The organism is Variovorax sp. YR634, from assembly GCF_900106655.1.
Taxonomy (GTDB): Bacteria; Pseudomonadota; Gammaproteobacteria; order Burkholderiales; family Burkholderiaceae_C; genus Variovorax.
Map to the genome: position 1 here is coordinate 125,018 of NZ_FNOL01000012.1, position 24,978 is coordinate 149,995.

A 24,978-nucleotide genomic window follows, 5' to 3' on the forward strand; every position below is an offset into this window, starting at 1 on the left:
CGAAGCGCATTATGGTGCTCGCTCCGTAAAATGGCCGATCACCCTCACCCGCCAGGAGACTCCCGATGAACGCCCCGACCCAAACCTCGCACCTGATGCCGGAGCTTCATCTGCGCGACGTCCCGGCCAGCCTGATCGACGGACTGAAGGCCCGCTTCGGCGCCAACTGCTCCACGGCCATGGCAGTGCGCACGCAGCACGGGCGCGACGAGTCTTCCTTCGACGCACCACCCCCCTCCGCCGTGGTGTTCGCAGAGAGCACGCAGGACGTGGCCGACGCGGTGAAGCTCGCGAGCGAGCACAGCGTGCCCGTCATTCCCTTCGGTGTGGGCTCCTCGCTCGAAGGCCACCTGCTGGCGGTGCAGGGCGGCATCAGCATCGACGTGTCGCGCATGAGCAAGGTGCTGTCGATCAATGCCGACGACCTCACGGTAACGGTGCAGCCCGGCGTCACGCGCAAGCAGCTCAACGAAGAGATCAAGAGCACGGGCCTGTTCTTCCCCATCGACCCCGGTGCAGACGCCTCCATCGGCGGCATGACGGCCACGCGCGCCAGCGGCACGAACGCGGTGCGCTACGGCACGATGCGCGAGAACGTACTGGCGCTCGAAGTGGTCACTGCTGCCGGCGAGGTCATCCGCACCGGTACCCGCGCGAAGAAGTCTTCGGCCGGCTATGACCTCACGCGCCTCATGGTGGGCAGCGAAGGCACGCTGGGCGTGGTCACCGAGATCACGCTGCGCATCTACCCGCTGCCCGAGGCGGTGTCGGCGGCGATCTGCTCGTTTCCGAGCATCGAGGCCGCGGTGCGCACGACCATCGAGACCATCCAGCTCGGCGTGCCGATCGCACGCGTCGAGCTGATCGACGTGAACACGGTGCGCATGGTGAACGCGTACGCCAAGCTCAACCTGCGCGAAGAGCCGATGCTGCTGATGGAATTCCACGGCTCGCCCGCCGGCGTGAAGGAACAGGCCGAGACGGTTCAGGAGCTCGCGAGCGGCCATGGCGGCAATGCCTTCGAATGGGCCAGCACGCCGGAAGAGCGCACGCGCCTGTGGACCGCGCGGCACAACAGCTACTTCGCGGCGGTGCAGTCGCGCCCCGGCTGCCGCGTGATCTCGACCGACACCTGCGTGCCGATCTCGCGCCTGGCCGATTGCCTGCTCGACTCGGTGGCCGAAGCCGATGCGAGCGGCATTCCGTACTTCCTCGTCGGCCATGTGGGCGACGGCAATTTCCACTTCGGCTATCTGCTCGACCCGAACATTCCCGAAGAGCGCGTGAAGGCCGAAGAGCTGAACCACGCGCTGGTGAGCCGCGCGCTGGCGCTCGAAGGCACCTGCACCGGCGAGCATGGCGTGGGGCTGCACAAGATGGACTTCCTGGTCACCGAAGCGGGCGTGGGTGCGATCGACATGATGCGCACGATCAAGCGCGCGCTCGACCCGAAGAACATCATGAACCCGGGCAAGATCTTCAGCCTCTGACCCGTTCGTTCAGGCGTTCAATGAAAAAGCCCGGCGGCTCGCAAGAGCGCCGGGCTTCTTTGATCTGCTTGCGGCAGCTGCCGCGCGATCAGTTGGTGCTGTTGCTGCGGCGGCGTGCCGGTGCCTTCTCCGCGGGCACATAGGTCTGCGACGGCGCAGCGCCGCCATCCACGCCCAGACGCCCACCACCACCAAGGCCCTGGCCACGCACCGTCTGCGCCTTGTAGTTGCGCAGCGAACGAACCATCTGGTTGAAGGCGTCCATGAAGGCTGCGGCAATCACCTTGCCCTGCGCCGTGTTGGTGTAGCCACCCACGCCGCCGCCACCGCTGCGACCGGCCAGCGCACCGAAAGCGCCGAAGTCGGTCTTGGAGGCGCTGCCTTCTGCGGCCGCAACCTGCACGCCCGAACGGTTGTCGATGAGGGTCAGCAGCGCGCTGGCTTCCTTGGTCTGCATGCTGCCGCCGAGGGCCGCGAGGGCTCGGCCACGGCCGCCACCCACCAGGCCGCCGAGCGCGCCGCCGACGCCGCCGGCATCGCTGTTGCTGAAGACGATTTCGGGCGACAGGCCGTAGTCGGACGCCACCATCTGGCCGCGGCCGAAGTTGCTGCCGCCGCGCATTTCACCCGACTGCTGCAGCGCGCGTTCGCGCGTCATGGCGTTCATGCCGGCCGCGCCACGCTCGACCACGATGAAGCAGTTCGATTGCTGCACCAGCAGGCGCAGCAGGTTGGCCGTGGGCGGCAGCTTGTATTCGCCGGTGAGGATGGTGTACCAGCCAGCGCTCTGGTTTTCGATCAGCGAGACCGTGCCGAGCGGCGATTCGCAGCGCTCGAGTTGGCTGCTCGCGTTGTCGGTGGCGCCGCCTGCGGCGCTGCCGGTGGCCATGGTCTTGGCCGACTGGCTGCCCATTTGCATGTCGGTCGTGGCGCAACCGGTGAGGAGAACTGCGCCGACGGCAATGGCCGCGAGCGGGAACTTGGTGAGCTGCATGGTGGACTCCCTCTGTTTGTTCAGAGATCTGGGATTGAAAAAACCAGCGGTCGAGGATACGCGCAAAGGATTGCAGGAATCAATCAAACGAACGCCAGCCCCCTCGTTCACAACACTAGGCCGTTCGGCGGATGCGCTCGATCAATCCGTTGAGTGCTTCGATGGAGCCGAAGTGGATGGCGAGCTCGCCGCTTTCCTCGATGCGGCCGCCGCGCTTGCTGCGCTTCTTGATCCGCACCTCGACCTCGGCGGTGAGCAGGTCGGCCAGTTCTTCTTCCACGCGCTGCAGGTCGCGCGACTTTTCGCCGTCGTTGCCGCGGCGCGAGGGCGTGAGCGTGAACTCGGCCGCGAGCTTCTTTACCAGCGCCTCGGCTTCACGCACCGACATCTTCTTGGCCGCAATCTGGTTGGCCGCCGTGATCTGCGTGCCACGGTCCAGCGACAGCAGCGCGCGGGCATGGCCCATGTCGATGTCGCCGGCCATCAGCATCTGCTGTGCGGGCTCGGCCAGGTTCAACAGGCGCAGCAGGTTGCTCGCCGCGCTGCGCGAACGGCCCACGGCCTGTGCGGCCTGCTCGTGAGTGAGCCCAAACTCGTTCACCAGGCGTTGCAGGCCTTGGGCCTCTTCCAGCGGGTTGAGGTCTTCACGCTGGATGTTCTCGATGAGCGACATCGCCGCGGCGGCTTCGTTGGGCACGTCGCGCACCAGCACTGGAACGCTGTCGAGGCCAGCGAGCCTGGCGGCGCGAAAGCGGCGTTCGCCCGCGATGATTTCGTACTCGGCGTTCTTGGCGGCTGCCGATTCGGCGTCGAGCCGGCGCACCAGGATCGGCTGCATGATGCCCTGCGCCTTGATGCTCTCGGCCAGCTCGTAGAGCGCGCCTTCGTCCATGCGTGTGCGCGGCTGGTAGACGCCGGCCACCATCTGGTCGAGCATCAGCGTCGTCGGGTTCCTCTGTGCGCCGCCCTCTTCCGAGCCCGAATTGCCGCCATTGCCGTTGTCGGCGGAAGGCGCGGCCGTCGGGCCGAGCAGCGCTTCGAGGCCGCGGCCCAGGCCCTTGGGTTTCTTGGTCGCCATCAGTTCTTTTCTTTCGAGATTTCGTTCAGGAGTTTCCGACCCTCGGGCCAGTCGCCCAGGCCGGATTCGGCATTCAGGTGGCCGCCCGGGCCGGCATCGATGAAGCGTGCGCCCCAGTCTTTGGCAAGCTGCTGCGAGCGCGAGGCTTCGCAGTACGGGTCGTCGTTGGCGGCGATCAGCACCGCCGGGAACGGCAGCGGCTTGCGCACGATCGGCGCCCAGCCTGGAATCAGCTGGCGCAGGTTGTCGCTCTCGACGTCGCCCGGCGCGACCAGCAGCGCGCCGCGCACTTTGTGCGTGTTGCGCGAGTGCGCGGCCCACGCGGCAACGAGGATGCAGCCGAGGCTGTGCGCCGCAAAAGCCACAGGGCCGGGCGAGGCCAGCACTTCTTCTTCGAGCCGCGCGGACCAGTCGCCGCGCAGCGGGCGCATCCACTCATGCTGATCGACACGGTGATCGCCGTGCACCGACTCCCAGCGGGTTTGCCAATGGCCGGGGCCGCTGTTCTGCCAACCGGGCAGCAGCAGGATGCGCGGAGTTGTCATTTGCTACGAACTTGATAGCACCTTGCCGAGCAGCGGCAAGCGTCAGGCATTGTTTTCACTGGTGGAGTCGGATGCGGGCGCGGGTGCCATCACGTCATCGGGAATGGGCAGGTCCGGGGCGATGCGCGTGACCGGCGCAATCGGCGGCGCCACCGCACCCGAAGCAAAGGCGCTCGCGGGCGGCATCTTGTCGACCAGCTCCTGGGCGAAGGCGATGAAAGCCTGGCTGCCGCGGGCGGCCGGGTCGAACACCACACCCGGCAGTCCGTAGCTGGGCGCCTCGGCCAGCCGCACATTGCGCGGGATCACCGTGTCGAACACCTTGTCGCCGAAGTGGGACTTGAGCTGCTCGCTCACCTGCTGCTGCAGCGTGATGCGCGGATCGAACATCACGCGCAGCAGGCCGATGATCTGCAGGTTCTTGTTGAGGTTGGCGTGCACCTGCTTGATGGTGTTGACCAGGTCGGTCAGCCCTTCGAGCGCAAAGTACTCGCACTGCATCGGCACGATCACGCCGTGGGCGGCGCACAGGCCGTTGAGGGTCAGCAGGCTCAGGCTCGGTGGGCAGTCGATCAGCACGAAGTCGTACTCGGCGCCGACCGCGGCCAGCGCGGTGCGCAGGCGCTTTTCGCGACGGTCGAGTGCAACCATCTCGACTTCGGCACCCGCCAGTTCGCGGTTGGCGCCCAGCACGTCGTAGCCGCAACCGCCCTCCACCAGTTTGTCGGCCTTGACCCGGGCTTCGGCCACCGAGGCCGATTCGAGCAGCACGTCGTACACCGTCAGCTCCAGCTGGCGCTTGTCGATGCCCGAACCCATGGTGGCATTGCCCTGCGGGTCGAGGTCGATCATCAGCACGCGCTGGCCGACCTTGGCCAGGCCGGCCGCGAGGTTGACGGTGGTGGTGGTCTTGCCGACGCCGCCCTTTTGGTTGGCAATGCAGAAAATCTTGGCCATGTCAGTACCGGAGGATCGATCAGCGCGAGATTGCGAGCTTGACGCCGAAGGCGATCAAAAAGGTGCCGGCAAGCTTCTCGAGCGTGGCGGAAATGCGGGGATTCGCACGGATGCGCTCAGCCAGGAAGTGCGTGAGCAGTGTCGAGGTCAGGCCGTACAGGAAGGTCAGCGCAGCAATCGTCACCGCCATCGCGCCGAAAGTGACCAGGCCCTGATGGCGGGCCGGGTCGACGAACAGCGGGAAAAAGGCCATGTAGAACACGATCGCCTTGGGATTCAGCAGGGTGATGGTGAAGGCCTGGCGCAGGAAATGGCTGGGCTTGATGTCGAGGATGGGCGCCGAGCCGGGCTTGGCCAGCAACATCTTGAGGCCCAGCCACGCCAGGTAGGCGGCGCCCAGCCACTGCACTGCCTTGAAAGCGGTCGGGTAAGCGGCCAGCACGGCCGACACACCAGCCACTGCGGCCCACATCAGGCACTGGTCACCAATGATCAGGCCGGCTGTTGCGGCGAGTCCTCCGCGGATGCCGCCTTTGCTCGTCGAGGTGATCAGCGCCAGATTGCCCGGGCCGGGAATCAGAAGGAACAGGACGATGGCGGCGACGAATGCGCCGTAGTCAGCGATGCCGAACATGGGATTTGCCTCGAAAAAGCGAGTCGGAAAAGGGACCGGAGGGAGGCATCGAGTCTAAGCGAGCACACCACCGCGAGGATCGTTCGGACACCGGCTTTTACCGGTGTCGCCGCTTCTTTTGCGGATTCAGGCGCCGATTTCGGCAGCTTCTTTGCGTGCCCAGACGATGCAACGCTCAGCGTCCAGGCCGGGAACCGTCAGTTGTTCCACGTGAAACACCGCCACGCCTTTTGGCAAGGCGGCGAGTTCGTCGGTCGGCACTTTGCCCTTCATGGCGAGCCAGACACCACCGGGTGCGAGCAGATTCATCGAGCCGTTGAAGAAATCCGGCAGTGATGCGAAGGCGCGCGAGCTGATGACTTCGTAGCTGCCGACCAGCGATTCGACCCGGGCGTGCAGTCCCCGAAGGTTCGGGAGCTCCAGTTCGGCTGCCACTTGCTGGACGAAAGCCGCCTTCTTGGCGACCGCATCGAGGCAGCTCACCTCAAGATCAGGCCGCATGATGGCGATCACCACACCCGGCAAGCCACCGCCGGAACCCACGTCCAGCAGCTTGCCCTTCCCTGCCCACTCGCGCTGCAGCGGCGCGACGGCCGCCAGACTGTCGAGCAGGTGGTGCGTCAGCACGCTTGCCGGATCGCGCAGCGCCGTCAGGTTGTAGACCTTGTTCCACTTGAGCATCAGCGTGCCGTAGGCCAGCAGTTGCTCGCCCTGAAGATCGGACAGCGCCACGCCCATGGCGGCTGCGCCCGCGCGCAGCGTATCGATCGGCGCCGTCATTCCGCGGACTGCGGCTCGGTGGCTGCTTCCGTGGTGGCGGTATCGCGGGCGAAGGCCTTGTGGCCGCCCTTGCGCAGATGGATCATCAACAAGGAGATGGCGGCAGGCGTCACACCGGAGATGCGCGAGGCCAGGCCCAGTGTTTCCGGCCGGTGCTTGTCCAGCTTTTGCCGCACCTCGAAGCTCAGCGCCTTGACCTGGCCGTAGTCGAAATCGGCCGGCAGCTTCAGGTTCTCGAAGTGCGCGGCCCGCTCCACTTCGTCGTGCTGACGCTCGATGTAGCCAGAGTACTTGGCCGAGATCTCGATCTGCTCGATCTCGGTTTCGCTCAGCGCCGTCTGGGCACCGTACTTGCCGCCGTCCAGCGACATCAGCGTTTCGTAGTTCACGTCGGGCCGACGCAGCAGGTCGGCCAGGTTGTATTCGTGGTCGATGGCCTTGCCCAGCACCCGCTCCGACTCGGCGGCTGGCAGGTTGCGCGGGTTCACCCAGATCGACTTGAGCCGCTCTGTTTCACGTGAAACAGCGTCGCGCTTGCGGCTGAAAGCGTCCCAGCGCGCGTCGTCTACCAAGCCCAGCTTGCGCCCTGCTTCCGTCAGGCGCATGTCGGCGTTGTCCTCGCGCAGCTGCAGGCGGAATTCCGCGCGGCTCGTGAACATGCGGTACGGCTCGGTCACGCCCTTTGTAATCAGGTCGTCGACGAGCACGCCCAAGTAGGCTTCGTCACGGCGCGGCAGCCAGGCATCTTCGCCACGGCATTGCAGCGCAGCATTGATGCCGGCGAACAGGCCTTGGGCAGCGGCTTCTTCATAGCCGGTCGTGCCGTTGATCTGTCCGGCAAAGAACAGGCCCTTGACCGAGCGGGTCTCGAAGCTGCTCTTGAGCTCGCGCGGATCGAAGTAGTCGTACTCGATGGCGTAGCCCGGCCGCAGGATGTGCGCGTTCTCCAGCCCAGGCATCGAGCGCACCAGCTGGTACTGGATGTCGAACGGCAGGCTCGTCGAGATCCCGTTCGGGTAGTACTCGTTGATCGTCAGGCCTTCAGGCTCGAGAAAGATCTGGTGGCTTTCCTTGTCGGCGAAGCGGTTGATCTTGTCTTCCACGCTCGGGCAGTAGCGCGGACCCACGCCGTCGATCTTGCCGGTGAACATCGGGCTGCGGTCGAAGCCGGAGCGGATGATCTCGTGCGTGCGCGCGTTGGTGTGAGTAATCCAGCAGGGCATTTGCTGCGGATGCATTTCCGCGCGGCCCATGAAGCTGAACACCGGCATCGACCCTGCCCCACCGGGCATGCCGTCGCCGGGTTGCTCGGTGCACTTCGAAAAATCGATGCTGCGGCCGTCGAGCCGTGGCGGCGTGCCGGTCTTGAGCCGGCCTTGCGGCAGCTTCAGTTCCTTGAGCCGCGCCGACAGGCTGATCGCCGGCGGATCACCCGCGCGTCCAGCCTGGTAGTTGTCGAGGCCGACATGGATGCGGCCATCGAGAAAAGTACCCGCCGTCAGCACCACGGTGCGCGCACGAAATGCGATGCCCACCTGCGTGACGGCACCGACCACGCGATCGCCCTCCACCATCAGGTCGTCGACGGCTTGCTGGAACAGGCTCAGATTCGGCTGGTTCTCCAGCCGATGGCGGATGGCCGCCTTGTACAGAACCCGGTCCGCCTGCGCGCGAGTGGCGCGCACCGCCGGGCCCTTGCTCGAATTGAGAATCCGGAACTGGATGCCGGCCTCGTCGGTGGCAATCGCCATCGCACCGCCGAGCGCATCGACCTCCTTCACCAGATGGCCCTTGCCGATACCGCCGATCGACGGGTTGCAGCTCATCTGCCCCAGCGTCTCGATGTTGTGGGAGAGCAGCAGCGTCTTGGCGCCCATGCGCGCAGCGGCGAGCGCGGCTTCGGTGCCGGCATGGCCACCGCCGACGACGATCACGTCGAATTCTTCGGGGTAAAGCATTTGAAATGGGGAGCGCACAACTGACGCGTGCGCGGCGCAAAAGGGGCACTGATTTTAATCGTCCAGGCCGATCTGCGCCCTTTGTGTGGACAAGCTAGAGGGCCATGCCAAATTACCCGCCAATGCCCATGGAAGCTTGATAGTTTGCTATATATTTCATAGCAAACTATCCGCGTCAGCCCGTCGCTTCGGCTACCTGCACCACCGGCACGGGTTTCTCGATGCCGACCAGCGCGCCAGTCGGCGGCGGCGCCTTCGACGGTTCAAGGCTTTCATCCTGCAGCTCGCGAACAACGAGCTTCTTGTCCGTCATGCGCACGTTGCCGAAGATCGTGCAGAAGGCCACGTCCTTCGCGTCGCGCCCAGTGCCCACGCGCACCACCCGGTCGACTGGCGCCATGCGCGTCGGATCGAACAGCACCCACTGCCCGCCGAGCCAGGCTTCGAACACGGCGTGGAAATCCTGCGGCGGCTCGTCGAACCACACATAGCCCACCACCAGCCGCGCCGGAATGTTGAGCGCGCGGCAGAAGGTGATGCCCAGGTGCGCGAAGTCGCGGCACACGCCCGCGCGTTCCACGAACACCTCGCGCGCCGTCGTTGTCGAGTCGCTGCTGCCCGGCTCGTAGGCGATGCTCTCGTGAATCCAGTCGACGATGGCCTGCACGCGGCCGATGCTCGGCGGCAGGTCGCCGAAGAGCTGCTGCGCGCAGCGCGACATCAGGTCTGACTCGCAGTAGCGCGTCGGCATCATGTAGTGCAGCACCTCGTCGGGCACTTCGCTGACCGGCACCTCTCGCAGGTCGGTCGGCACCACCACATGCGCGCGCTGCACGCTGGCCTTGTAGCGAATCTTCAGCGGCCCGGGCTTCGCGTCGAAACGGATGAAGCGGTTGCCGCTGCCCTCGTCGCAGAACACCTGCATCTCGGTCGGTGGCTCGATCGTCAGCTCCTCGCTGACGACGGCCTGCGCACCCGAGCGCGCCGCTTCGATGTTGAGCAGCATGTGGGCCGGCGCGACGACCTCGTAGTCGAGCTGCGCATCGACGTGGGAGATGTGCATCAGTCGAGCGCCTTCTTCACCGCACCCACGCCAAGCGCGGCCAGCACGACGAACAGCACGGCCAGCACCAGGAACAGGCCGAACAGCAGCTTGGCAATGCCGGCAGCCCCGGCCGCCACGCCACCGAAGCCGAGCAGGCCGGCCACGAGGGAGATGACCGCAAAAATGATCGCGTACTTCAACATCGGGTACTCCTTGCAGCAGGCCTTGCCCACCGTGCGACGCAGCTTAGGAAGCGGCCTGCCCACGCCCGATAGTCGCCTCGCGCGTGCGGCCGTAGGACAAAAACGCGAGGCAGCCAAACCCGCTAGCATCCGCTGCGGTCTCCCACAACAATCAATCAACCTCGTCATCCATTGGAGTTTTTCGAATGAAGCTGTATTACTCGCCCGGTGCCTGTTCGCTCTCGCCCCACATCGCGCTGTACGAAGCAGGCATCGCCGTCGAACCCGTGCTGGCCAGCACCAAGAGCCACAAGCTGCAGGACGGCACCGACTACTACGGCATCAACCCGCTGGGCTACGTGCCGATGCTCGAGCTCGACGACGGCACCCGCCTGCGCGAAGGCCCGGCCATCCTGCAGTACATCGCCGACCTCGCACCCATCAAGAACCTCGCGCCCGCAGCCGGCACCCTGCAGCGCTACCGCCTGCAGGAGTGGCTGACCTTCATCGGCACCGAAGTGCACAAGGGTTTCAGCCCGCTGTTCAACCCGAACATGCCCGAAGAAGCCAAGACCATCTTCAAGGACAAGCTCAAGTCGCGCTTCCAATGGCTCGACGGCGAACTGGCCAACAAGCAATACCTGATGGGCGACCACTTCAGCGTGGCCGACGGCTACCTGTTCACCGTCACCAACTGGACCAAGCCCACGGGCGTGGACATCTCCGGCTTTCCCAACGTCCAGGCCTGGCACGCACGCGTTGGCGCCCGCCCCGCGGTGCAGGATGCAATGAAGGCCGAAGGCCTGCTGAAGTAAGCCGAAGCACGCGAAAGCGTGCAGAAGCATTGAAGCGGCCGGATGCCCCCTCTAGGGGAAAACCCGGACTGCTTCAGCCACAAGCCGCACGATGCGGCTTTTTTTTCGGGTCACGCTACGGGCAGAACTTCAGACGACCGAAGAAGGAACCCGCGCCATGCCCGAAACCCCGCCCCCCGTCGAACTACGCGAAGAGATGCGCGGGCCCGTCATGTGGCTCACCATCGACCGCGAAGAGCGCCGCAACGCCATCAACGGCGCAGTGCTCGCCGGCCTGAGCGACGCACTGGCCCGCGCCAACAGCGACGCCGCCGTGCGAGCCGTGGTCATCACCGGTGCCGGCACGCGCGCCTTCTGCGCCGGCGCCGACCTGCAGAGCGGCACCTCCTTCAAGTTCGACTACGCCGCGCCTTACCAGGGCTTTGCCAATCTGTTCCGCCAGGCCCGGCAATCGACCGTGCCGCTGATCGCGCGCGTCAACGGCGCATGCATGGCCGGCGGCATGGGGATCATGGCGATGTGCGACATGGCCGTGGCCAGCAGCCAGGCCGTGTTCGGCCTGCCCGAGGTGAAGGTCGGCCTCTTTCCCGCACAGGTGCTCAGCGTGCTCGGCGGCCTGCTGCCGCGCCGCGTGCTGGCCGAGATGTGCATCACCGGTGAGCCCATCACCGCCGCGCAGGCGCTCGAACTGCGGCTCGTCAACCGCGTGAGCGACGACGTCGACGAAAGCGTCGACTGGCTGCTCGGCCGCATGCTCGACAAGTCGCCCGCCGCCATCCGCCGCGGCCTCTACACAATGAAGAAGATCGAGGCGATGGCCTTCGAGGAATCGATGGCCTTCACCGAAAGCCAGATCGGCCTGTTCGCACTCACCGAAGACGCCGCCGAAGGACAACTCGCCTTCCGCGAGAAGCGCAAGCCGCAATGGAGTGGCCGATGAACAGCAGCAACAACAACGAACGCATCGTCCGCATCGGCGGCGCATCGGGCTTCTGGGGCGACAGCAGCGTGGGCGCGCCGCAACTCGTGGGCAGCGGGCAGATCGACTACCTCGTGTTCGACTACCTCGCCGAACTCACCATGTCGATCCTCGCGGGTGCCCGGCTCAAGAAGCCCGAGCTGGGCTACGCAACCGACTTCGTCTCCGTCGCGATGAAGGCAGTGCTGAAGGACGTCGTGAAACAAGGCATCCGCGTGGTGAGCAACGCAGGCGGCGTCAACCCGCAAGGCTGTGCCGATGCACTCGCGGCCCTGGCCGCCGAGCAGGGCGTTGCATTGAAGATCGCCGTGGTGAGCGGCGACGACGTGTCCCCGCTGCTGCCGCAACTGCGCCAGGCACAACCACCCGTGCGCGAACTGCAGAGCGGCGCCGCGCTGCCCGAACGCGTGCTCACCGCCAACGCGTATCTCGGCGCACGGCCGATACAGGCTGCGCTCGATGCGGGTGCGCAGGTCGTCATCACCGGCCGCTGTGTCGACTCCGCCGTCACGCTCGGCGTGCTCATGCACGAGTTCAAGTGGCAGCCGGACGACTTCGATCTGCTCGCGGCCGGCAGCCTCGCGGGCCACATCATCGAATGCGGCTGCCAGGCCACCGGCGGCCTGCACACCGACTGGGACACCGTGCCCGACTGGCCGAACATCGGCTATCCCATCGTCGAATGCAGCGCCGACGGCAGCTTCGTCGTCACCAAGCCGGAGGGTACCGGCGGCAAGCTCACGCCCGCGGTGGTGGGCGAGCAGATGCTCTACGAGATCGGAGACCCCGCGGCGTACCTGCTGCCCGACGTGGTGGCCGACTTCACGCAGGTGCGCATCGAGCAGGCCGGCGAGCACCACGTGCGTGTGCACGGCGCGCGCGGCCATGCGCCGACCGCGAGCTACAAGGTCAGCGCCACGTATGTCGACGGCTTCAAGACGGCGGCGCAGCTCACCATCGTGGGCTTCGATGCGGTGGCCAAGGCGAAGCGCACGGGCGAAGCCATCCTCGCGCGCACGGGCACGCTGTTCTCGCAATACGGCTTCGGGCCGTACAGCGGCACGCAGCTCGAAGTGCTGGGCGCGGAGTCTTGCTACGGCCCGCATGCGCAGGCATTGCAGACGCGCGAAGCGGTGCTGCGGCTCGCGGTGACGCATCCGCGCAAGGAAGCGCTGGAGCTGTTCGCACGCGAGATCGCACCGGCGGGCACATCGTGGGCGCCAGGCACCACGGGTGCGGGCGGTGGACGCGCCTCGGTGTCGCCTTCGATCCGGCAATACGCGTTCCTGCTCGACAAGTCGCGGGTGGAAGCCACGGTGACCATCGATGGGAAACGCGTCGATGTTCCGCGCAGCGAGGTTTCCGCGTCAGCCCCCATCCCATCGCCTGTCAGAGCACCAGAAACGCATGAAGCACCCCCGGCCCCTGACGCCATCGAGGTACCTCTCATACGCCTCGCCTGGGCTCGCAGCGGTGACAAGGGCGACACATCGAACATCGGCGTCATCGCGCGCCACCCTGCCCTGCTGCCGCTGCTGCGCGAACAGCTCACCGAAGCGCGCGTGGCCGAATGGCTCGCGCACCTCGTCAAAGGCCGCGTCACGCGCTACGAGGTGCCGGGCATCGGCGCCTTCAACTTCGTCTGCGAGCAGGCGCTGGGCGGCGGCGGCATGGCCTCGCTGCGCAACGACCCGCTCGGCAAGGGCATGGGCCAGATCCTGCTGGCCGTGCCCCTGCGCGCAAGCCCCGCGCTGCTGGCGTTGCTTGCCTAGCACCAATCGGGACAACCGTGCGACAGCAGGGTTGAGGCCGGGGGCTTAGCCTTGCGCCTCTTTCAACTTTGCTTTCGATCGCACGATGTCCACCCTTTTCGACCCCGTCCAGGCCGGCGACCTGAAGCTCGCCAACCGCATCGTGATGGCGCCGCTCACGCGCAACCGCTCGCCGAACGCGATCCCACCCGACATCGCCGCCACCTACTACGCGCAGCGCGCCAGTGCCGGCCTGCTCATCACCGAGGCCACCGCCATCAGCCACCAGGGCCAGGGCTATGCCGACGTGCCCGGCCTCTACGGTACCGAGCAGCTCGACGCCTGGAAGCGCGTGACCGACGCCGTGCACGCCAAGGGCGGCAAGATCGTCGTGCAGCTGTGGCACGTGGGCCGCGTCTCGCACACCGAACTGCAACCCGGTGGCGGCAAGCCCGTCGCCCCCTCGGCCATTACCGCCAAGACCAAGACCGTGCTCATCAAGGAAGGCGTGCCAACCTTCGTCGAGACCTCCGAGCCGCGCGCGCTCGACGCCGGCGAACTGCCCGGCATCGTGCACGCCTACGCGGTGGCCGCCCGCAGCGCGGTTGAGACCGCAGGCTTCGACGGCGTGGAACTGCACGGCGCCAACGGCTACCTGCTCGACCAGTTCCTCAAGGACGGCAGCAACAAGCGCACCGACGACTACGGCGGCAGCATCGAGAACCGCGCCCGCCTGCTGCTCGAATCCGCGCGTGCCGTGGTCGACGCCGTCGGCGGCGGCAAGACCGGCATCCGCCTGTCGCCCGTGACGCCGGCCAACGACGTGCACGACAGCAACCCGCAGCCGCTGTTCACCTACGTGGTGAAGCAGCTCGCCACGCTCAACCTCGCCTACATCCACATCATCGAAGGCGCCACCGGTGGCCCGCGCGAAATCGAAGACCGGCCCTTCGACTACGAAGCGCTGAAGGCCGCTTACCGCGAAGCCGGCGGCAAGGGTGCATGGATGGTCAACAACGGCTACGACCGCCCGCTGGCCGAAGAAGCGCTGAAGGAAGGCGACGACCTCGTGGCCTTCGGCAAGCCCTTCATCTCGAACCCCGACCTCGTGCGCCGCCTGCGCGAGAACGCACCGCTCAACGAGCTCGACAAGGCCACCATGTACGGTGGTGGCGCGAAGGGCTACACGGACTACCCCGCACTGGCGTAATCCGGAAAAGGCCATGGCAAGATGCGGCGGACGCTTTGTATCCGCCCCAGGAGAGAAATGCCATGGCCCGCATCGAGCAACGACTGGCCGCGCTCGGCCTCGTTCTTCCACCGACAGTGACGCCGCCACCCGGCGTCGTGCTGCCCTTTCAATTCATCCGCATCGTCGGCCGCCGCGCATTGATCTCGGGTCACGGCCCGCTCAATGCCGATGGCACCATCGCCGCGCCGCTTGGCAAGTTGGGCCGCGAACTGAGCGTCGAGCGGGGCTACACCGCCGCACGTCTCACGGGGCTCGCGATGCTCGGCAGCCTGCAGCGCGCGCTCGGCGATCTCGACCGCATCACGGCCTGGACACGCGTGTTCGGCATGGTCGCTTCGGCGCCCGGCTTCGACAAACAGCCAGCAGTGATCAACGGCTTCTCGGACCTCATCCTCGAGCTCTTCGGACCCGACATCGGCGCGCATTCGCGCAGTGCGGTGGGCATGGCCGAGCTGCCGTTCAACATACCGGTCGAGATCGAAGGCGAAGTGGAATTCGACGCATGACGACGTGGACCATCAGGCATGCCACCGAGAGCGATGCAACATCCGTCGCCAACTGCGCCGTCGAAGCCTTCCGCCACTACATTCCGCGCCTGGGCCTCACGCCGATTCCGATGACCAGGGACTACAGCGCGGCCATCGCCAATGCACAGGTCTGGATCGCCACGCAGCATGGCGAGACCATCGCCGCACTGGTGCTCGACACTACCGACGAAGGCTTCCTGATCGACGTGATCGCCGTACTGCCGCAACACCAGGGCACCGGCGTGGGCCGCGCCCTGCTTGAGCTCGCCGAACAGGAAGCACTGCGGCAAGGCCACGACTCGATCTACCTCTTCACCAACGAGAAGATGACCGAGAACCGAGCGCTCTACGAACGCATCGGCTATGTCGAATACAAGCGCCTGGCCTTCGCGGAGCGCACTCGTGTCTTCCTGCGCAAGCCATTGAAGTGACCGCCATGCAGCTGGCCCGCATCCATCACGTCGCGATCATCTGCGCCGACTACGCAGTGTCGAAGCGCTTCTACACCGAAGTGCTCGGCCTGCGCGTGATCGCCGAAAACTACCGCGCCGCGCGCGACTCGTACAAGCTCGACCTGGCACTGCCTGACGGCTCGCAGATCGAACTCTTCTCTTTCCCCGATGCGCCTGCGCGCCTCACGCGGCCCGAGGCGCAGGGGCTGCGGCACCTGTCTTTCGAGGTGCCCGATGTGCAGGCCGCGGCCGACGAACTCGCAGCACAGGGCATTGCGGTCGAGCCACTGCGCACTGATGAATTCACGGGCCGGCGCTTCACCTTCTTCGCCGACCCCGACGGCCTTCCGCTCGAACTCTACGAGGCCGCACCGACCGCCGATCTCGACGCGCTGCTGCTCAAGCTCGAAGGCGCATTGCATCTTCGCGAGGTGCGCACAAACGCCGCACGACTCGAAGAACTGCTCGACGACGACTTCCATGAACTGGGCGTCTCGGGCACGGTGTGGACGCGGGCTGCCATCATCGAAGCGCTGCGCGACGAGGCGTTTTCGCAGCGGACGATGTCGGACTTTCGCGTGCTGCGCATGGCACCCGATGTGGCGCTGGTCACCTATCGCGCGCACCGCGAAGCCATTGCGCAGCGCCCCGCCGCGGACTCGCTGCGCAGCTCGCTGTGGCAACGCCGCGCCGGCCGCTGGCGCATGGCGTTCCACCAGGGCACACCGCTCCAAACGCTCTAGATTGCCTCGCCGAACGCCACGCTCACGCGCAGGCCGGTGGGCTCGGCCGCTTCGAGCCGCAGCTCAGCTCCCAGCAACTCCGCATAGCGCGACACGATCGACAACCCCAGCCCCGAGCCCTGCCCGAGCTTCTCGCCCGCGGGCCCTTGCGCCCAGCGCTGCATCAGGGCACGTTGGGCTTCGAGCGGAATGCCGGGCCCGTCGTCGATCACGCTCAACGTGCGGCCCGCGAGCTCGACGGTGATGGTGCGCCCGCCATAGCGCAGCGCGTTGTCGATCAGGTTGTCGAGGATGCCCTCCACCAGCGCCTCGTTGGCATGCACGACCACGCCGTCGTCGAGGCCGCGCGCGCCGAGGTCGACGCCGCGTGCATCGGCACGCGCGAGGTGCCGCAGTACCGTCTGCTCGGCCAGCACGTCGAGCCGCACCGGCACGCGCTTGAGCTCGGTACGCGCTTCCTCGGCCAATGCCAGCGCCAGCAGTTGGTCGATCAGGTGGCTGGCGCGCGCCTGCCGTTCCGACACGCGCTCGAGCTGCTCGCGCCACACGTTGGTGTCCTGCTGCGCGAGCCCGTACTCGGCCAGCGCGCGGATGCCGGCCAATGGCGTGCGCAGCTCGTGCGCCACGTTGCCCACGAACTCGCGCTGCGCCTGCACGCTGTTGCCCAGCCGCTCGAACAGCGAGTTGACCGCATTGCCCAGGCGCTGAAGTTCGCGCGAAGTCTGTGCCACCGCCACCGGCGACAGGTCGCGCACGTCGCGCCGGTCGAGCGCGCGCTGCAGGTCGGCGAGCGGGCGCAGATCGCTGCGAATGCCGTACCAGAGCCAGACTGCCAACAGGATCAGCAGCACGATCTGCGGCGCCAGCGCATAGCCCAGCAGCTGCCGCACCAGCGCAGTCCGGCTCAGCGTGGTCTGCGCAATGATCACGCGGTAGGGCATGCTGATGTCGGGCTCGGCGTCATGCTCGAGCACCACCGCGCGCAGCGTGCCTCCTTCGTAGCGGATGTCGGAAAAGCGGTAGCGCGAGCCGTCCACCGGCAGCGGCGCCTGCAGGCCCGATTGCCCCGAGATCAGCGAGCCGTCGAGCCTCTGCACCGCGAAGTACACCTTGTCGACCTGGTCGAAGAGCACGGTGGCCACTTCGCGCGGCGTCAGCAGCAGTTCGATGCCGCGCTCACCCGCTTGCACGTTGGCCGACAGCGCATAGGCATCGTCGAGCATGCCGCGGTCGAAGGCCTGCTCGGAAAAGTAGTTGGCGATGACCAGCGCGATGACAGCACCGACCATCCACGTGAGCGCCAGCGGCACCAGCACGTTGCGCAGCACGCGCCGCGTGAGCGACGGCGCACGCACGATGGCCGCGGGTTGCGTTTCAGTCGGCTGTTGCTGCGGCTCGGTCACGCGCGGATCACACCTCGGCTTCGAGCAGATACCCGATGCCGCGCAGCGTGCGGATGCTCGCGCCCGTGCCCTGCAGCTTCTTACGCAAGCGGGAGATGAAGGCCTCGAGCGCGTTGTCGCCGAGCGATTCGTCGAAGCTCGACAGCTTGTCGGACAGCGCACGCTTGCTCACAGTGCGGCCCGGCGGACTCATGAGTTCCCACAGCACCTCGAACTCGCGCGCCGGCAGGTCGAGCGGACCGCTCGCGGTCGAGAAGCGGCGTGCCTTGCGGTCAAGCTTCAGCTGGCCCAGCAGCACGATGTCTTCGGTGCCCTTGGCGCGGCGTACCAGCGCACGCAGGCGGGCTTCGACCTCGGCCAGGTCGAAGGGCTTGCCGAGATAGTCGTCGGCGCCGGCATCGAGGCCGGCGATGCGCTCCTCGGTGCGACCGCGCGCGGTGAGCACCAGCACAGGAGTGCGGTCGCCGCGCGCACGTGCCTGCCGCAGCGCGGTGAGGCCGCTTGCGAGGCCGCTGGTCGGGCTCGCGGTGGCCGGCAGGTTGAGGTCGAGCAGCACGGCATCGAAGGGCTGCACGCGCCACAGGTGATCGGCATCTTCGACGTTGGTCGACACGTCGACACGATGGCCGGCATCCGCGAGGCTGCGCACCATCACATCGCGCAGAACGGCGTCATCTTCGACAAGCAGAATTCGCATGGTTATTGAGTGGTTGGGGGTGATCTGCCTTGCGAACGACGGGTCAGCGGCCGGTCAGTCGCTCCAAGCGATAAACGCAACATGAGCATACGACAGCAAGATGAAATACGGGCCATTTTCATGGCCGACGCCACACGATGAGCGCGCGTGAACCCTCCGATCTTTTGAGCCTGGTGCCTCCGGAGGTGCAACGCACCGCCGTGGTCCTGCTGCATGGTTTATGCAGCACGCCTGACGAGTTGCTGACCGTGCAGTCTGCCCTGCGCAGCCGCGGCTACTCGGTGCACCCGCTGTCGATCGAGGGTTACTCGTTCGACGCCAATGCGCCGCTGCAGCGCGCGGCGCCGTACGAACGCTGGCTCGACGCGATCCAGGCGCAGGTGAAGGCGCTGCGCGCGCAGCACGACCGCGTGATGCTCGTCGGCATTTCCGCCGGCTCCTCGCTCGCGCTTGGCGCGGCCATCCGCTGCGGCAGCGAAGTCGATGCGCTGGTGCTCATGTCGACCACGCTGCGCTTCGACGGCTGGGCCATTCCACGCACGCAGTTCCTGCTGCCGCTGGCCTTCTACACGCCGCTCGGCCGGCTCTGGCAATACCGCGAACGCCCGCCCTACGGCGTGAAGAACGAACGCGTGCGCGCCTGGATCGAGCGCGAGTTGCGCCACCGCAAGGTCTCGCGCGCCGGCAGTTCCGTCATCGGCGTGGGCCATCTGCGCGAGCACGACCGGCTCATCCGCCACGTGCGCCGCAACCTCAACAGCGTGCGATGCGACAACGTGCTCGCGCTGCACGCCCAGCAGGACGAAGTGGCCAGCGTGGCCAACCTCGACATCCTCGCGCGCGGCCTGCGCTGCCGCGCCTTCCGCACCGTGGTGGTCGCCAACAGCTACCACATGATCACAATCGACAACGATCGTCAACAGGTTGTGCGCGAAACAGTGTCGTTCGTCGATGCCGTGGCGCATGGCACGATGCCCGAGCATCCGCTGTACGCCTGACACCTTCGACAACGTTCGATCACGCCCGAAAGGAAAGCATTTCCATGTCTTCTTCCAACGCTTCTTCGCCTACCTTCAACAGCATCGCTGCGATCCTGGAAACCGACTTCCGCGTCGAGCGCTCGGCCATCTCGCCGGACACTGCGCTGTCCGACCTGGGCCTCGACTCGCTCGCGCTGATGGAGTTCGTCTTCGCCGTCGAAGACGCCTTCCACCTGCGCATTCCCGAAGACCGCCTTGACCCGCGCGAAGCCGGCATCACGCTGCAGCGCCTGTGCGAAGTGATCGACACGGAAAGTGCCGGCAGCGCAGCCGCCGCCCAGCCCGCCGAAGCCACCGCATGAGCAGCGGTGCAGCCCACGCCGCGCTCGCCGCTTCGGCCGCACGCGCCGCCTCCGCGCCGGTGCGCGTGAGCGGCATCGGTTTCGTCACGCCCATCGGCCGCACCGTCGAAGCCTTCGACGAGGCGCTGTTCGCGGGTCGCTCGGCCGTGCGCGCGCAGACGCTGGAGATCAAGGGCATGGACCCGATGCTGCTCGCCGTTGCCGCCTGCGACTTCGATTCGAACGGCGTGCGCAGCACCTCGCGCCTCCCGCTGGACCGCGGCACCGCCATGGCGCTGGCCGCCGCGCAGGACGCGGCTGGCGAAGCGAAGCTCGACCTCGACACCATCGACCGCGACCGCCTCGGCATCTTCTGGGGCAGCGGCCTCGCGGGTGCCGGCACCTTCGACAACACCACCAGCGCGCTCTACGGCGAACAGCGCCGCATGCGCCCGACGACCGTGCTTACCGTGATGCCCAACGCCGCCGTGGCCGAGCTCGCGCTGCACTTCGGCGCGCGCGGTTCGGCCATTGCCTACGCCTGTGCCTGCGCCTCCTCGGCCGTGGCCATCGGCGAGGCGATGCGCGCCATTCGCGGTGGCTGGATCGACGTTGCCATCGTCGGCGGCCACGACGCCATGCTCACGCCAGGCGTGATGGCCAGCTGGCACGCGATGCGCGTGATGGCTCCGCCGCCGGCCGATGCGCCCTCTTCGGCCTGCCGCCCGTTCTCGGGTGACCGCGCGGGCTTTGCCATTGGCGAAGGCGCGGCCGCGCTGGTGCTCGAATCCGAAGCGCATGCAGCCGCACGCGGCGCCGAGGCCGCGCCCTTCGTGCTTGCGGGCTACGCCACCAACTGCGACGGCACGCACATCACCAACCCCGACGCCCCGGGCCAGGTGCGCGCAATGCGCGCCGCACTGCGCGATGCAGGCATCAAAGCCTCCGACGTCGGCCATATCAACGCACACGGCACGGCCACTTCCGCAGGCGATGCGGCCGAAGCCGCATCTATCCGCGAGGTGTTCGGCAACCACACACCGGTCAGCGCGACCAAGGCCATCCACGGCCACGTGCTCGGCGGTGGTGGCGCGATCGAGCTCGTTGCGGCGCTGCGCGCACTGGCGCGCGAGACGCTGCCGCCCATCGCCAACCTGCAGACGCCTGATGCCGCATTCGATCTCGACTTCGTGCAAGGCGAGGCGCGCGAGGCCAAGGGCATCCGCTATGTGCTGTCCAATTCCTTCGCCTTTGGCGGCACCAACGCGGTCATCGTGGCCGGCCGCGCGTCCTGACGCTGAAGATTCGCTGAACCCTTCCTGAAAAACGAACGCGGTGCACCGGCTGGTTGTTTTCGTCGTGCCCGTGTTCGCGCTGCTCATGGCGTGCGAGTTCGCATGGGGTTGGCTCAAGCGGCGCAACACCTACCGCTTCAGCGACACGCTCGGCAGCCTGAGCCAAGGGCTGCTGAGCCAGGCACTGTCAGTGTGCACGCAGCTGTTCCAGATCGGTCTCTACGCGATGGTCTATCCGCTGGTCGCGATATGGACGCGGCCCAGCTTCTGGGACAGCGTCATTGGCTGGATCGTCGCCGTGCTGCTGTTCGACTTCTTCGACTACTGGCTGCATCGCGCAGGCCATGAATCGGCCGTGTTCTGGGCCGCGCACTCGGTGCACCACCAGAGCCAGCACTTCAATTTTTCCACTGCGCTGCGGCAGGAAAGCACCGTGGCCTTTCTGGGCTGGGCCTTCTACCTGCCGATGGCGGTGGTTGGGGTGCCGCCCGAGCAGTTCGGCCTTGCGGGGCTGATCGTGCTGGTCTACCAGTTCTGGATCCACACCGAGCACATCGGCAAGCTCGGCTGGTTCGACCGCGTGTTCTCGTCACCGTCGAACCATCGCGTGCATCACGCGGTGAACGACGGCTACGTGGACCGCAACTACGGCGGCATGCTCGTGGTGTGGGACCGCATGTTCGGCACCTTCGCCGAAGAGAAAGAGCGCTGCGTCTACGGCACACGCAAGACGCTTGCGAGCTTCGACCCGATGCGTGCGATCCTCGGCCCGTATGCGCCGCTGCTGCGAGACGCTTGGTACACGCGGCGCTGGCAGGACAAGATTGCCGTGTGGTTCAAGCCGCCGGGCTGGCGGCCGGCCGACGTGGCACAACGGTTTCCCGATGCACCCTTTTCGCTGGAAGAAGCGATGCACATTCACGATCCGGCGCTGACGCGCCCGCAGGTGGCTTCGGCCTCGATTCACTTCGCGTGCTGGGTCGGCGTGACGCTGGCCTTTCTGTGGCGCGCCGACGACCTCGCGTTCCAGACGGGACTGGGACTGCTTGCGCTGGCCGTTGGTGGCTTCTGGTCCATTGGCGCCGTGCTCGACTCGCAACTGCGGCTGCGATGGGCCTGGTGCGCACAGCTGGCCTTGCTGGGAGTTTCGGCGGTACTGCTCGCCTGACGGCCTCGCTATGTATGCTCGGCGCTCTCATCGCACCGGGAGCATTCCATCATCATGCGCAGGCTGGCCACACCCGAAGACATCGACGCCGTTTTTGCCCTCTACATGCACGAGAAGGTCGTGCGCTTCCTCGGCTACGACCCGATGCCGATCGAAGACTTTCGCGCCATCTACCAGGCACTGCTCGACACCCGGTGCTTCTACGTCTACGAACGCGAAGGACGCATCGCGGGCTTCTACCGCGCCACGCGCTATCCGGGTCGCATTCAGCATGTAGCCGGCCTCGGTACGCTCGCTGTCGATCCCGCATTCCATGGCCAGGGCGTTGCGCTCGCCATGGTTGGCGAGGCCATCGACGCACTGAAGACTGCCGGCGTCAAGCGCATCGAGCTCTTCGCCGAAAGCGACAACGCGCCCGCGCTGCGCTTCTACGAGAAGCTGGGCTTCGAGCGCGAAGGTACGCTGCGCAAGTACTACAAGCGGGCCGGCGAAGATAACTACGTCGACGAGTACGTGATGGCGCTGCTGTTCGACTGAAAAGGCATCGTCAGGGCTTCCAGCGCCGCAGCAGCAGCGCGTTGGCCATCACACTCACGCTCGACAGCGCCATGGCTGCACCGGCCACCACCGGGCTCAGCAAGCCGAAGGCGGCGAGCGGAATACCGGCCACGTTGTAGGCAAAGGCCCAGAACAGGTTCTGCCGGATCTTCGCGACCGTGCGTGCAGAGAGCTCGAAGGCCTGTGCCACCAGCGCGAGATCGCCACGCATCAGCGTGATGCCGGCCGCTTCCATCGCCACGTCGGTGCCGCCACCCGAAGGCGCCATCGCGATGCCCACGTCGGCCGCGGCCAGCGCGGGCGCATCGTTCGCGCCGTCGCCGACCATCGCCACGACGTGCCCGTTCTTCCTCAATGCTGAAACCTGCGCCGCCTTGTCGGCCGGCAGCACATCGGCGCGTACGTCTTCGGCCGCGATGCCCAGCCGCGCCGCCATGGCTTGAGCCGCACGCAGGTTGTCGCCCGAAATCATCACCACGCGCAGGCCGCGTGCACGCAGCGTGCGGATGGCTTCTGCAGCTTGCGGCTTGGGCTCGTCGGCGAAGGCGAACAATGCCTGCACGTGCGCGGCACCGGCTTCATCGAAGCGCAACAGCGCGGACACCGTGGCGCCTTGAGACTGCAGACGATCGACTTCCGCAGCATCGGGCATCGCGTCGAGTTCACGGCACCAACGCAGGCTGGCGATGGCCCAGTGCACGCCGTCGACTTCACCACGCACACCGCGACCCGGCCACGCCTGCATCACACCCAGCGCAGGCACCTGCACGTTGCGCTGCGCCGCAGCGGCCAGCACCGCCTTGGCCAGCGGATGCTCGCTGCCGCTCTGCAGGCTGGCGGCCGTCGCCAGCAATTGATCTTCACTGGCATCGGTGCCTGCCACGGGTACCAGCGCAGTGAGCACCGGCCGGCCGATCGTCAGCGTGCCGGTCTTGTCGAATGCAACGGTGTCGACGCGGTGCGCGACTTCTAGCGCACGCGCATCCTTGATCAGGATGCCGTGACGCGCCGCCACGCCCGTACCCGCCATCACCGCGACGGGCGTTGCAAGGCCCAGCGCACACGGGCAGGCAATGACGAGCACCGCCACGGCATGGATCAACGCAGTCTCGATGCCCGCACCCGCAATCAGCCAGCCCGCCAGCGTGAAGAGCGCAATCACCAGCACCACCGGCACGAACACGGCCGCAACCTTGTCCACCAGCCGCTGGATCGGCGCCTTCGCCGCCTGCGCGTCTTCGACGAGCCGGATGATCCGCGCGAGCACGCTCTCGGCGCCGATCGCGCTCACTTCGATGACCATGCGGCCGTCGCCGTTCACCGCGCCGCCTGTCAATGCATCGCCCGGCCCTTTGGCCACCGGCAGCGGCTCGCCGGTGAGCATCGATTCATCGACTTCGGATTGCCCTTCGATCACGCGTGCGTCGGCAGGCACGCGTTCGCCGGGCCGCACCGCGAGGCGGTCGCCCACCATCACCTCGGCCAGCGGCACATCGCTTTCCTTGCCGCGCGCGCCGACCAGGTGAGCCACTTCGGGCCGCAACTGCTGCAACGCACGGATCGCCGACGTGGCCTGGCGTTTGGCACGCGCCTCCAGCCACTTGCCGAGCAGCACCAGCGTGATCACCACCGCCGAAGCCTCGAAGTACAGGTGCGGCATCGCACCGTGGCCCGCATGCTCGCCGGTGGCCGCGCGCCACCAGAGCCAGAGCGACAAGCCAAAGGCCGCGCTGGTGCCGAGCGCCACCAGCAGATCCATATTGCCGGTGCGCGCTTTTGCCGCATGCCAGCCCGCGCGATAGAAGCGCGCTCCCAGCCAGAACTGCACCGGCGTTGCGAGCAGCAGCTGCAACCATGGCGGCAGCATCCAGTCTTGCCCGAAAGGATCGCCAAGCATCGGTGCCAGCAAGGGAATCGAAAGCACCAGGCCGACGGCGACCGGGCCGAAGCCGTGCCATGGCGACAGCGCGGCTTCTTCGGCCGCTGTGCTCGCCGCGCGCGGCTCGTAGCCTGCGGCCCGTACGGCTCGGCGCAGCAGGACGTCCATGTCTTCGTTGCCGCCTGTCACCACGCGGGCCGATTCGGTCGCGAGATTCACGCTCACGTCTTGCACGCCCGGCACGTTTTTCAGAGCACGCTCGACACGCATCACGCACGAGGCGCAAGTCATGCCGCCGACCGAGAGGTCGAGCGTGGTGGTGCCGGGGATTTGCTGCTGCAGAACTTTTTCCATGCGCCAAGGCTAAAGCCTCACACCATGGCAAGGTCAAGAGGAGAAATTCAGTGCCCCTGCGCTGGACATTGACATCGTGAGAGGGTTCAAACTTGCGCCCTCAGTCAATCACTTTCAAGGA

General features: G+C 66.7%; 25 protein-coding genes. 13 read left to right on the forward strand and 12 right to left on the reverse strand.

Translation table 11 applies throughout. The features are described 5' to 3' along the window. Window positions 1-65 precede the first annotated feature (65 nt). Window positions 66-1,490, forward strand: coding sequence for an FAD-binding oxidoreductase (locus tag BLV60_RS20425; RefSeq protein ID WP_093057104.1), 1,425 nt, complete (start codon window positions 66-68; stop codon window positions 1,488-1,490). A gap of 88 nt (window positions 1,491-1,578) precedes the next feature. On the opposite strand, the gene BLV60_RS20430 is transcribed toward BLV60_RS20425, so the two are convergent. The 9 genes from BLV60_RS20430 to BLV60_RS20470 all read right to left on the reverse strand — a co-directional run bounded on the left by BLV60_RS20430 (window position 1,579) and on the right by BLV60_RS20470 (window position 9,684). Beyond that, entirely contained in the window at window positions 1,579-2,484 is a 906-nt protein-coding gene (locus tag BLV60_RS20430) for a CsgG/HfaB family protein (protein WP_093057105.1), read from the reverse strand. A gap of 115 nt (window positions 2,485-2,599) precedes the next feature. Continuing rightward, window positions 2,600-3,562, reverse strand: coding sequence for a ParB/RepB/Spo0J family partition protein (locus BLV60_RS20435; protein WP_093057106.1), 963 nt, complete (start codon window positions 3,560-3,562; stop codon window positions 2,600-2,602). Continuing rightward, the gene (locus BLV60_RS20440; protein WP_093057107.1) at window positions 3,562-4,107 is read right to left on the reverse strand and encodes an RBBP9/YdeN family alpha/beta hydrolase; all 546 of its coding nucleotides are present in this window, start codon (window positions 4,105-4,107) and stop codon (window positions 3,562-3,564) included. Before BLV60_RS20440 ends, BLV60_RS20435 begins: the two co-directional genes overlap by 1 nt. Before the next feature lie 42 nt (window positions 4,108-4,149). Next, entirely contained in the window at window positions 4,150-5,064 is a 915-nt protein-coding gene (locus BLV60_RS20445; RefSeq protein ID WP_093057108.1) for a ParA family protein, read from the reverse strand. Between the two features lie 19 nt (window positions 5,065-5,083). Then, entirely contained in the window at window positions 5,084-5,698 is a 615-nt protein-coding gene (locus tag BLV60_RS20450) for a LysE family transporter (protein ID WP_093057109.1), read from the reverse strand. Window positions 5,699-5,824: 126 nt separating this feature from the next. After that, a complete protein-coding gene (gene rsmG / locus BLV60_RS20455; protein ID WP_093057110.1) occupies window positions 5,825-6,478 on the reverse strand; it encodes a 16S rRNA (guanine(527)-N(7))-methyltransferase RsmG in 654 nt (217 codons plus the stop codon). Then, window positions 6,475-8,436: a tRNA uridine-5-carboxymethylaminomethyl(34) synthesis enzyme MnmG gene (gene mnmG / locus BLV60_RS20460; RefSeq protein ID WP_093057111.1), complete on the reverse strand. Its 1,962-nt coding sequence runs from the start codon at window positions 8,434-8,436 to the stop codon at window positions 6,475-6,477. Before mnmG ends, rsmG begins: the two co-directional genes overlap by 4 nt. Window positions 8,437-8,611: 175 nt before the next feature. Continuing rightward, on the reverse strand, window positions 8,612-9,499 hold the full coding sequence (locus BLV60_RS20465) for a transglutaminase-like domain-containing protein (protein ID WP_093057112.1): 888 nt from the start codon (window positions 9,497-9,499) through the stop codon (window positions 8,612-8,614). Beyond that, window positions 9,499-9,684: a DUF1328 family protein gene (locus tag BLV60_RS20470; RefSeq protein ID WP_013538518.1), complete on the reverse strand. Its 186-nt coding sequence runs from the start codon at window positions 9,682-9,684 to the stop codon at window positions 9,499-9,501. Before BLV60_RS20470 ends, BLV60_RS20465 begins: the two co-directional genes overlap by 1 nt. 185 nt (window positions 9,685-9,869) lie before the next feature. Here BLV60_RS20470 and gstA point away from each other — a divergent pair, with 185 nt between their 5' ends. The 7 genes from gstA to BLV60_RS20505 all read left to right on the forward strand — a co-directional run bounded on the left by gstA (window position 9,870) and on the right by BLV60_RS20505 (window position 16,182). Further along, complete coding sequence (gene gstA, locus BLV60_RS20475) at window positions 9,870-10,478, forward strand: glutathione transferase GstA (protein ID WP_093057113.1); 609 nt, start codon at window positions 9,870-9,872, stop codon at window positions 10,476-10,478. Between the two features lie 157 nt (window positions 10,479-10,635). After that, window positions 10,636-11,418 carry an enoyl-CoA hydratase/isomerase family protein gene (locus BLV60_RS20480; protein ID WP_093057114.1) on the forward strand — a complete coding sequence of 261 codons (783 nt, stop codon included), beginning with the start codon at window positions 10,636-10,638 and terminating at the stop codon, window positions 11,416-11,418. After that, window positions 11,415-13,229: an acyclic terpene utilization AtuA family protein gene (locus BLV60_RS20485; RefSeq protein ID WP_093057173.1), complete on the forward strand. Its 1,815-nt coding sequence runs from the start codon at window positions 11,415-11,417 to the stop codon at window positions 13,227-13,229. The genes BLV60_RS20480 and BLV60_RS20485 overlap by 4 nt, the downstream gene beginning before the upstream one ends. 85 nt (window positions 13,230-13,314) lie before the next feature. Further along, on the forward strand, window positions 13,315-14,418 hold the full coding sequence (locus BLV60_RS20490) for an alkene reductase (RefSeq protein WP_093057115.1): 1,104 nt from the start codon (window positions 13,315-13,317) through the stop codon (window positions 14,416-14,418). Between the two features lie 62 nt (window positions 14,419-14,480). After that, window positions 14,481-14,966, forward strand: coding sequence for a RidA family protein (locus tag BLV60_RS20495; RefSeq protein WP_093057116.1), 486 nt, complete (start codon window positions 14,481-14,483; stop codon window positions 14,964-14,966). After that, a complete protein-coding gene (locus BLV60_RS20500; RefSeq protein ID WP_093057117.1) occupies window positions 14,963-15,418 on the forward strand; it encodes a GNAT family N-acetyltransferase in 456 nt (151 codons plus the stop codon). Before BLV60_RS20495 ends, BLV60_RS20500 begins: the two co-directional genes overlap by 4 nt. A gap of 5 nt (window positions 15,419-15,423) precedes the next feature. Next, a complete protein-coding gene (locus tag BLV60_RS20505; RefSeq protein ID WP_093057174.1) occupies window positions 15,424-16,182 on the forward strand; it encodes an SMU1112c/YaeR family gloxylase I-like metalloprotein in 759 nt (252 codons plus the stop codon). Here the strand turns inward: BLV60_RS20505 and BLV60_RS20510 are convergent. Together BLV60_RS20510 and BLV60_RS20515 are read right to left on the reverse strand one after the other, a co-directional pair. Continuing rightward, window positions 16,179-17,585: a sensor histidine kinase gene (locus BLV60_RS20510; protein ID WP_176928844.1), complete on the reverse strand. Its 1,407-nt coding sequence runs from the start codon at window positions 17,583-17,585 to the stop codon at window positions 16,179-16,181. The two genes, BLV60_RS20505 and BLV60_RS20510, sit on opposite strands and share 4 nt — an antisense overlap. A gap of 7 nt (window positions 17,586-17,592) precedes the next feature. Beyond that, entirely contained in the window at window positions 17,593-18,282 is a 690-nt protein-coding gene (locus tag BLV60_RS20515) for a response regulator transcription factor (RefSeq protein WP_093057118.1), read from the reverse strand. Between the two features lie 137 nt (window positions 18,283-18,419). Here BLV60_RS20515 and BLV60_RS20520 point away from each other — a divergent pair, with 137 nt between their 5' ends. Genes BLV60_RS20520 through BLV60_RS20540 form a run of 5 tightly spaced genes read left to right on the forward strand, consistent with a single transcriptional unit; the run spans window position 18,420 to window position 22,603 of the window. Beyond that, on the forward strand, window positions 18,420-19,280 hold the full coding sequence (locus tag BLV60_RS20520; RefSeq protein ID WP_093057119.1) for an alpha/beta hydrolase: 861 nt from the start codon (window positions 18,420-18,422) through the stop codon (window positions 19,278-19,280). Between the two features lie 44 nt (window positions 19,281-19,324). Beyond that, window positions 19,325-19,624: an acyl carrier protein gene (locus tag BLV60_RS20525; protein ID WP_093057120.1), complete on the forward strand. Its 300-nt coding sequence runs from the start codon at window positions 19,325-19,327 to the stop codon at window positions 19,622-19,624. Beyond that, a complete protein-coding gene (locus BLV60_RS20530; protein ID WP_093057121.1) occupies window positions 19,621-20,898 on the forward strand; it encodes a beta-ketoacyl-[acyl-carrier-protein] synthase family protein in 1,278 nt (425 codons plus the stop codon). The genes BLV60_RS20525 and BLV60_RS20530 overlap by 4 nt, the downstream gene beginning before the upstream one ends. A gap of 40 nt (window positions 20,899-20,938) precedes the next feature. After that, window positions 20,939-22,066 carry a sterol desaturase family protein gene (locus BLV60_RS20535; protein ID WP_093057122.1) on the forward strand — a complete coding sequence of 376 codons (1,128 nt, stop codon included), beginning with the start codon at window positions 20,939-20,941 and terminating at the stop codon, window positions 22,064-22,066. 54 nt (window positions 22,067-22,120) lie between these two features. Continuing rightward, complete coding sequence (locus BLV60_RS20540) at window positions 22,121-22,603, forward strand: GNAT family N-acetyltransferase (RefSeq protein WP_093057123.1); 483 nt, start codon at window positions 22,121-22,123, stop codon at window positions 22,601-22,603. Between the two features lie 10 nt (window positions 22,604-22,613). On the opposite strand, the gene BLV60_RS20545 is transcribed toward BLV60_RS20540, so the two are convergent. Further along, the gene (locus BLV60_RS20545; RefSeq protein WP_093057124.1) at window positions 22,614-24,857 is read right to left on the reverse strand and encodes a heavy metal translocating P-type ATPase; all 2,244 of its coding nucleotides are present in this window, start codon (window positions 24,855-24,857) and stop codon (window positions 22,614-22,616) included. Between the last annotated feature and the right edge of the window lie 121 nt (window positions 24,858-24,978).

Bases quoted from the DNA above. Each gene is read 5' to 3' on its own strand.
- BLV60_RS20525 (WP_093057120.1), top strand. From the start codon at position 19,325: ATGTCTTCTTCCAACGCTTCTTCGCCTACCTTCAACAGCATCGCTGCG.
- BLV60_RS20440 (WP_093057107.1), bottom strand. From the start codon at position 4,107: ATGACAACTCCGCGCATCCTGCTGCTGCCCGGTTGGCAGAACAGCGGC.
- mnmG (WP_093057111.1), bottom strand. From the start codon at position 8,436: ATGCTTTACCCCGAAGAATTCGACGTGATCGTCGTCGGCGGTGGCCAT.
- BLV60_RS20485 (WP_093057173.1), top strand. From the start codon at position 11,415: ATGAACAGCAGCAACAACAACGAACGCATCGTCCGCATCGGCGGCGCA.
- rsmG (WP_093057110.1), bottom strand. From the start codon at position 6,478: ATGACGGCGCCGATCGATACGCTGCGCGCGGGCGCAGCCGCCATGGGC.
- BLV60_RS20470 (WP_013538518.1), bottom strand. From the start codon at position 9,684: ATGTTGAAGTACGCGATCATTTTTGCGGTCATCTCCCTCGTGGCCGGC.
- BLV60_RS20495 (WP_093057116.1), top strand. From the start codon at position 14,481: ATGGCCCGCATCGAGCAACGACTGGCCGCGCTCGGCCTCGTTCTTCCA.
- BLV60_RS20425 (WP_093057104.1), top strand. From the start codon at position 66: ATGAACGCCCCGACCCAAACCTCGCACCTGATGCCGGAGCTTCATCTG.
- BLV60_RS20430 (WP_093057105.1), bottom strand. From the start codon at position 2,484: ATGCAGCTCACCAAGTTCCCGCTCGCGGCCATTGCCGTCGGCGCAGTT.
- BLV60_RS20540 (WP_093057123.1), top strand. From the start codon at position 22,121: ATGCGCAGGCTGGCCACACCCGAAGACATCGACGCCGTTTTTGCCCTC.
- BLV60_RS20505 (WP_093057174.1), top strand. From the start codon at position 15,424: ATGCAGCTGGCCCGCATCCATCACGTCGCGATCATCTGCGCCGACTAC.
- BLV60_RS20480 (WP_093057114.1), top strand. From the start codon at position 10,636: ATGCCCGAAACCCCGCCCCCCGTCGAACTACGCGAAGAGATGCGCGGG.
- BLV60_RS20530 (WP_093057121.1), top strand. From the start codon at position 19,621: ATGAGCAGCGGTGCAGCCCACGCCGCGCTCGCCGCTTCGGCCGCACGC.
- BLV60_RS20490 (WP_093057115.1), top strand. From the start codon at position 13,315: ATGTCCACCCTTTTCGACCCCGTCCAGGCCGGCGACCTGAAGCTCGCC.
- BLV60_RS20465 (WP_093057112.1), bottom strand. From the start codon at position 9,499: ATGCACATCTCCCACGTCGATGCGCAGCTCGACTACGAGGTCGTCGCG.
- BLV60_RS20445 (WP_093057108.1), bottom strand. From the start codon at position 5,064: ATGGCCAAGATTTTCTGCATTGCCAACCAAAAGGGCGGCGTCGGCAAG.
- gstA (WP_093057113.1), top strand. From the start codon at position 9,870: ATGAAGCTGTATTACTCGCCCGGTGCCTGTTCGCTCTCGCCCCACATC.
- BLV60_RS20450 (WP_093057109.1), bottom strand. From the start codon at position 5,698: ATGTTCGGCATCGCTGACTACGGCGCATTCGTCGCCGCCATCGTCCTG.
- BLV60_RS20520 (WP_093057119.1), top strand. From the start codon at position 18,420: ATGAGCGCGCGTGAACCCTCCGATCTTTTGAGCCTGGTGCCTCCGGAG.
- BLV60_RS20500 (WP_093057117.1), top strand. From the start codon at position 14,963: ATGACGACGTGGACCATCAGGCATGCCACCGAGAGCGATGCAACATCC.
- BLV60_RS20545 (WP_093057124.1), bottom strand. From the start codon at position 24,857: ATGGAAAAAGTTCTGCAGCAGCAAATCCCCGGCACCACCACGCTCGAC.
- BLV60_RS20515 (WP_093057118.1), bottom strand. From the start codon at position 18,282: ATGCGAATTCTGCTTGTCGAAGATGACGCCGTTCTGCGCGATGTGATG.
- BLV60_RS20435 (WP_093057106.1), bottom strand. From the start codon at position 3,562: ATGGCGACCAAGAAACCCAAGGGCCTGGGCCGCGGCCTCGAAGCGCTG.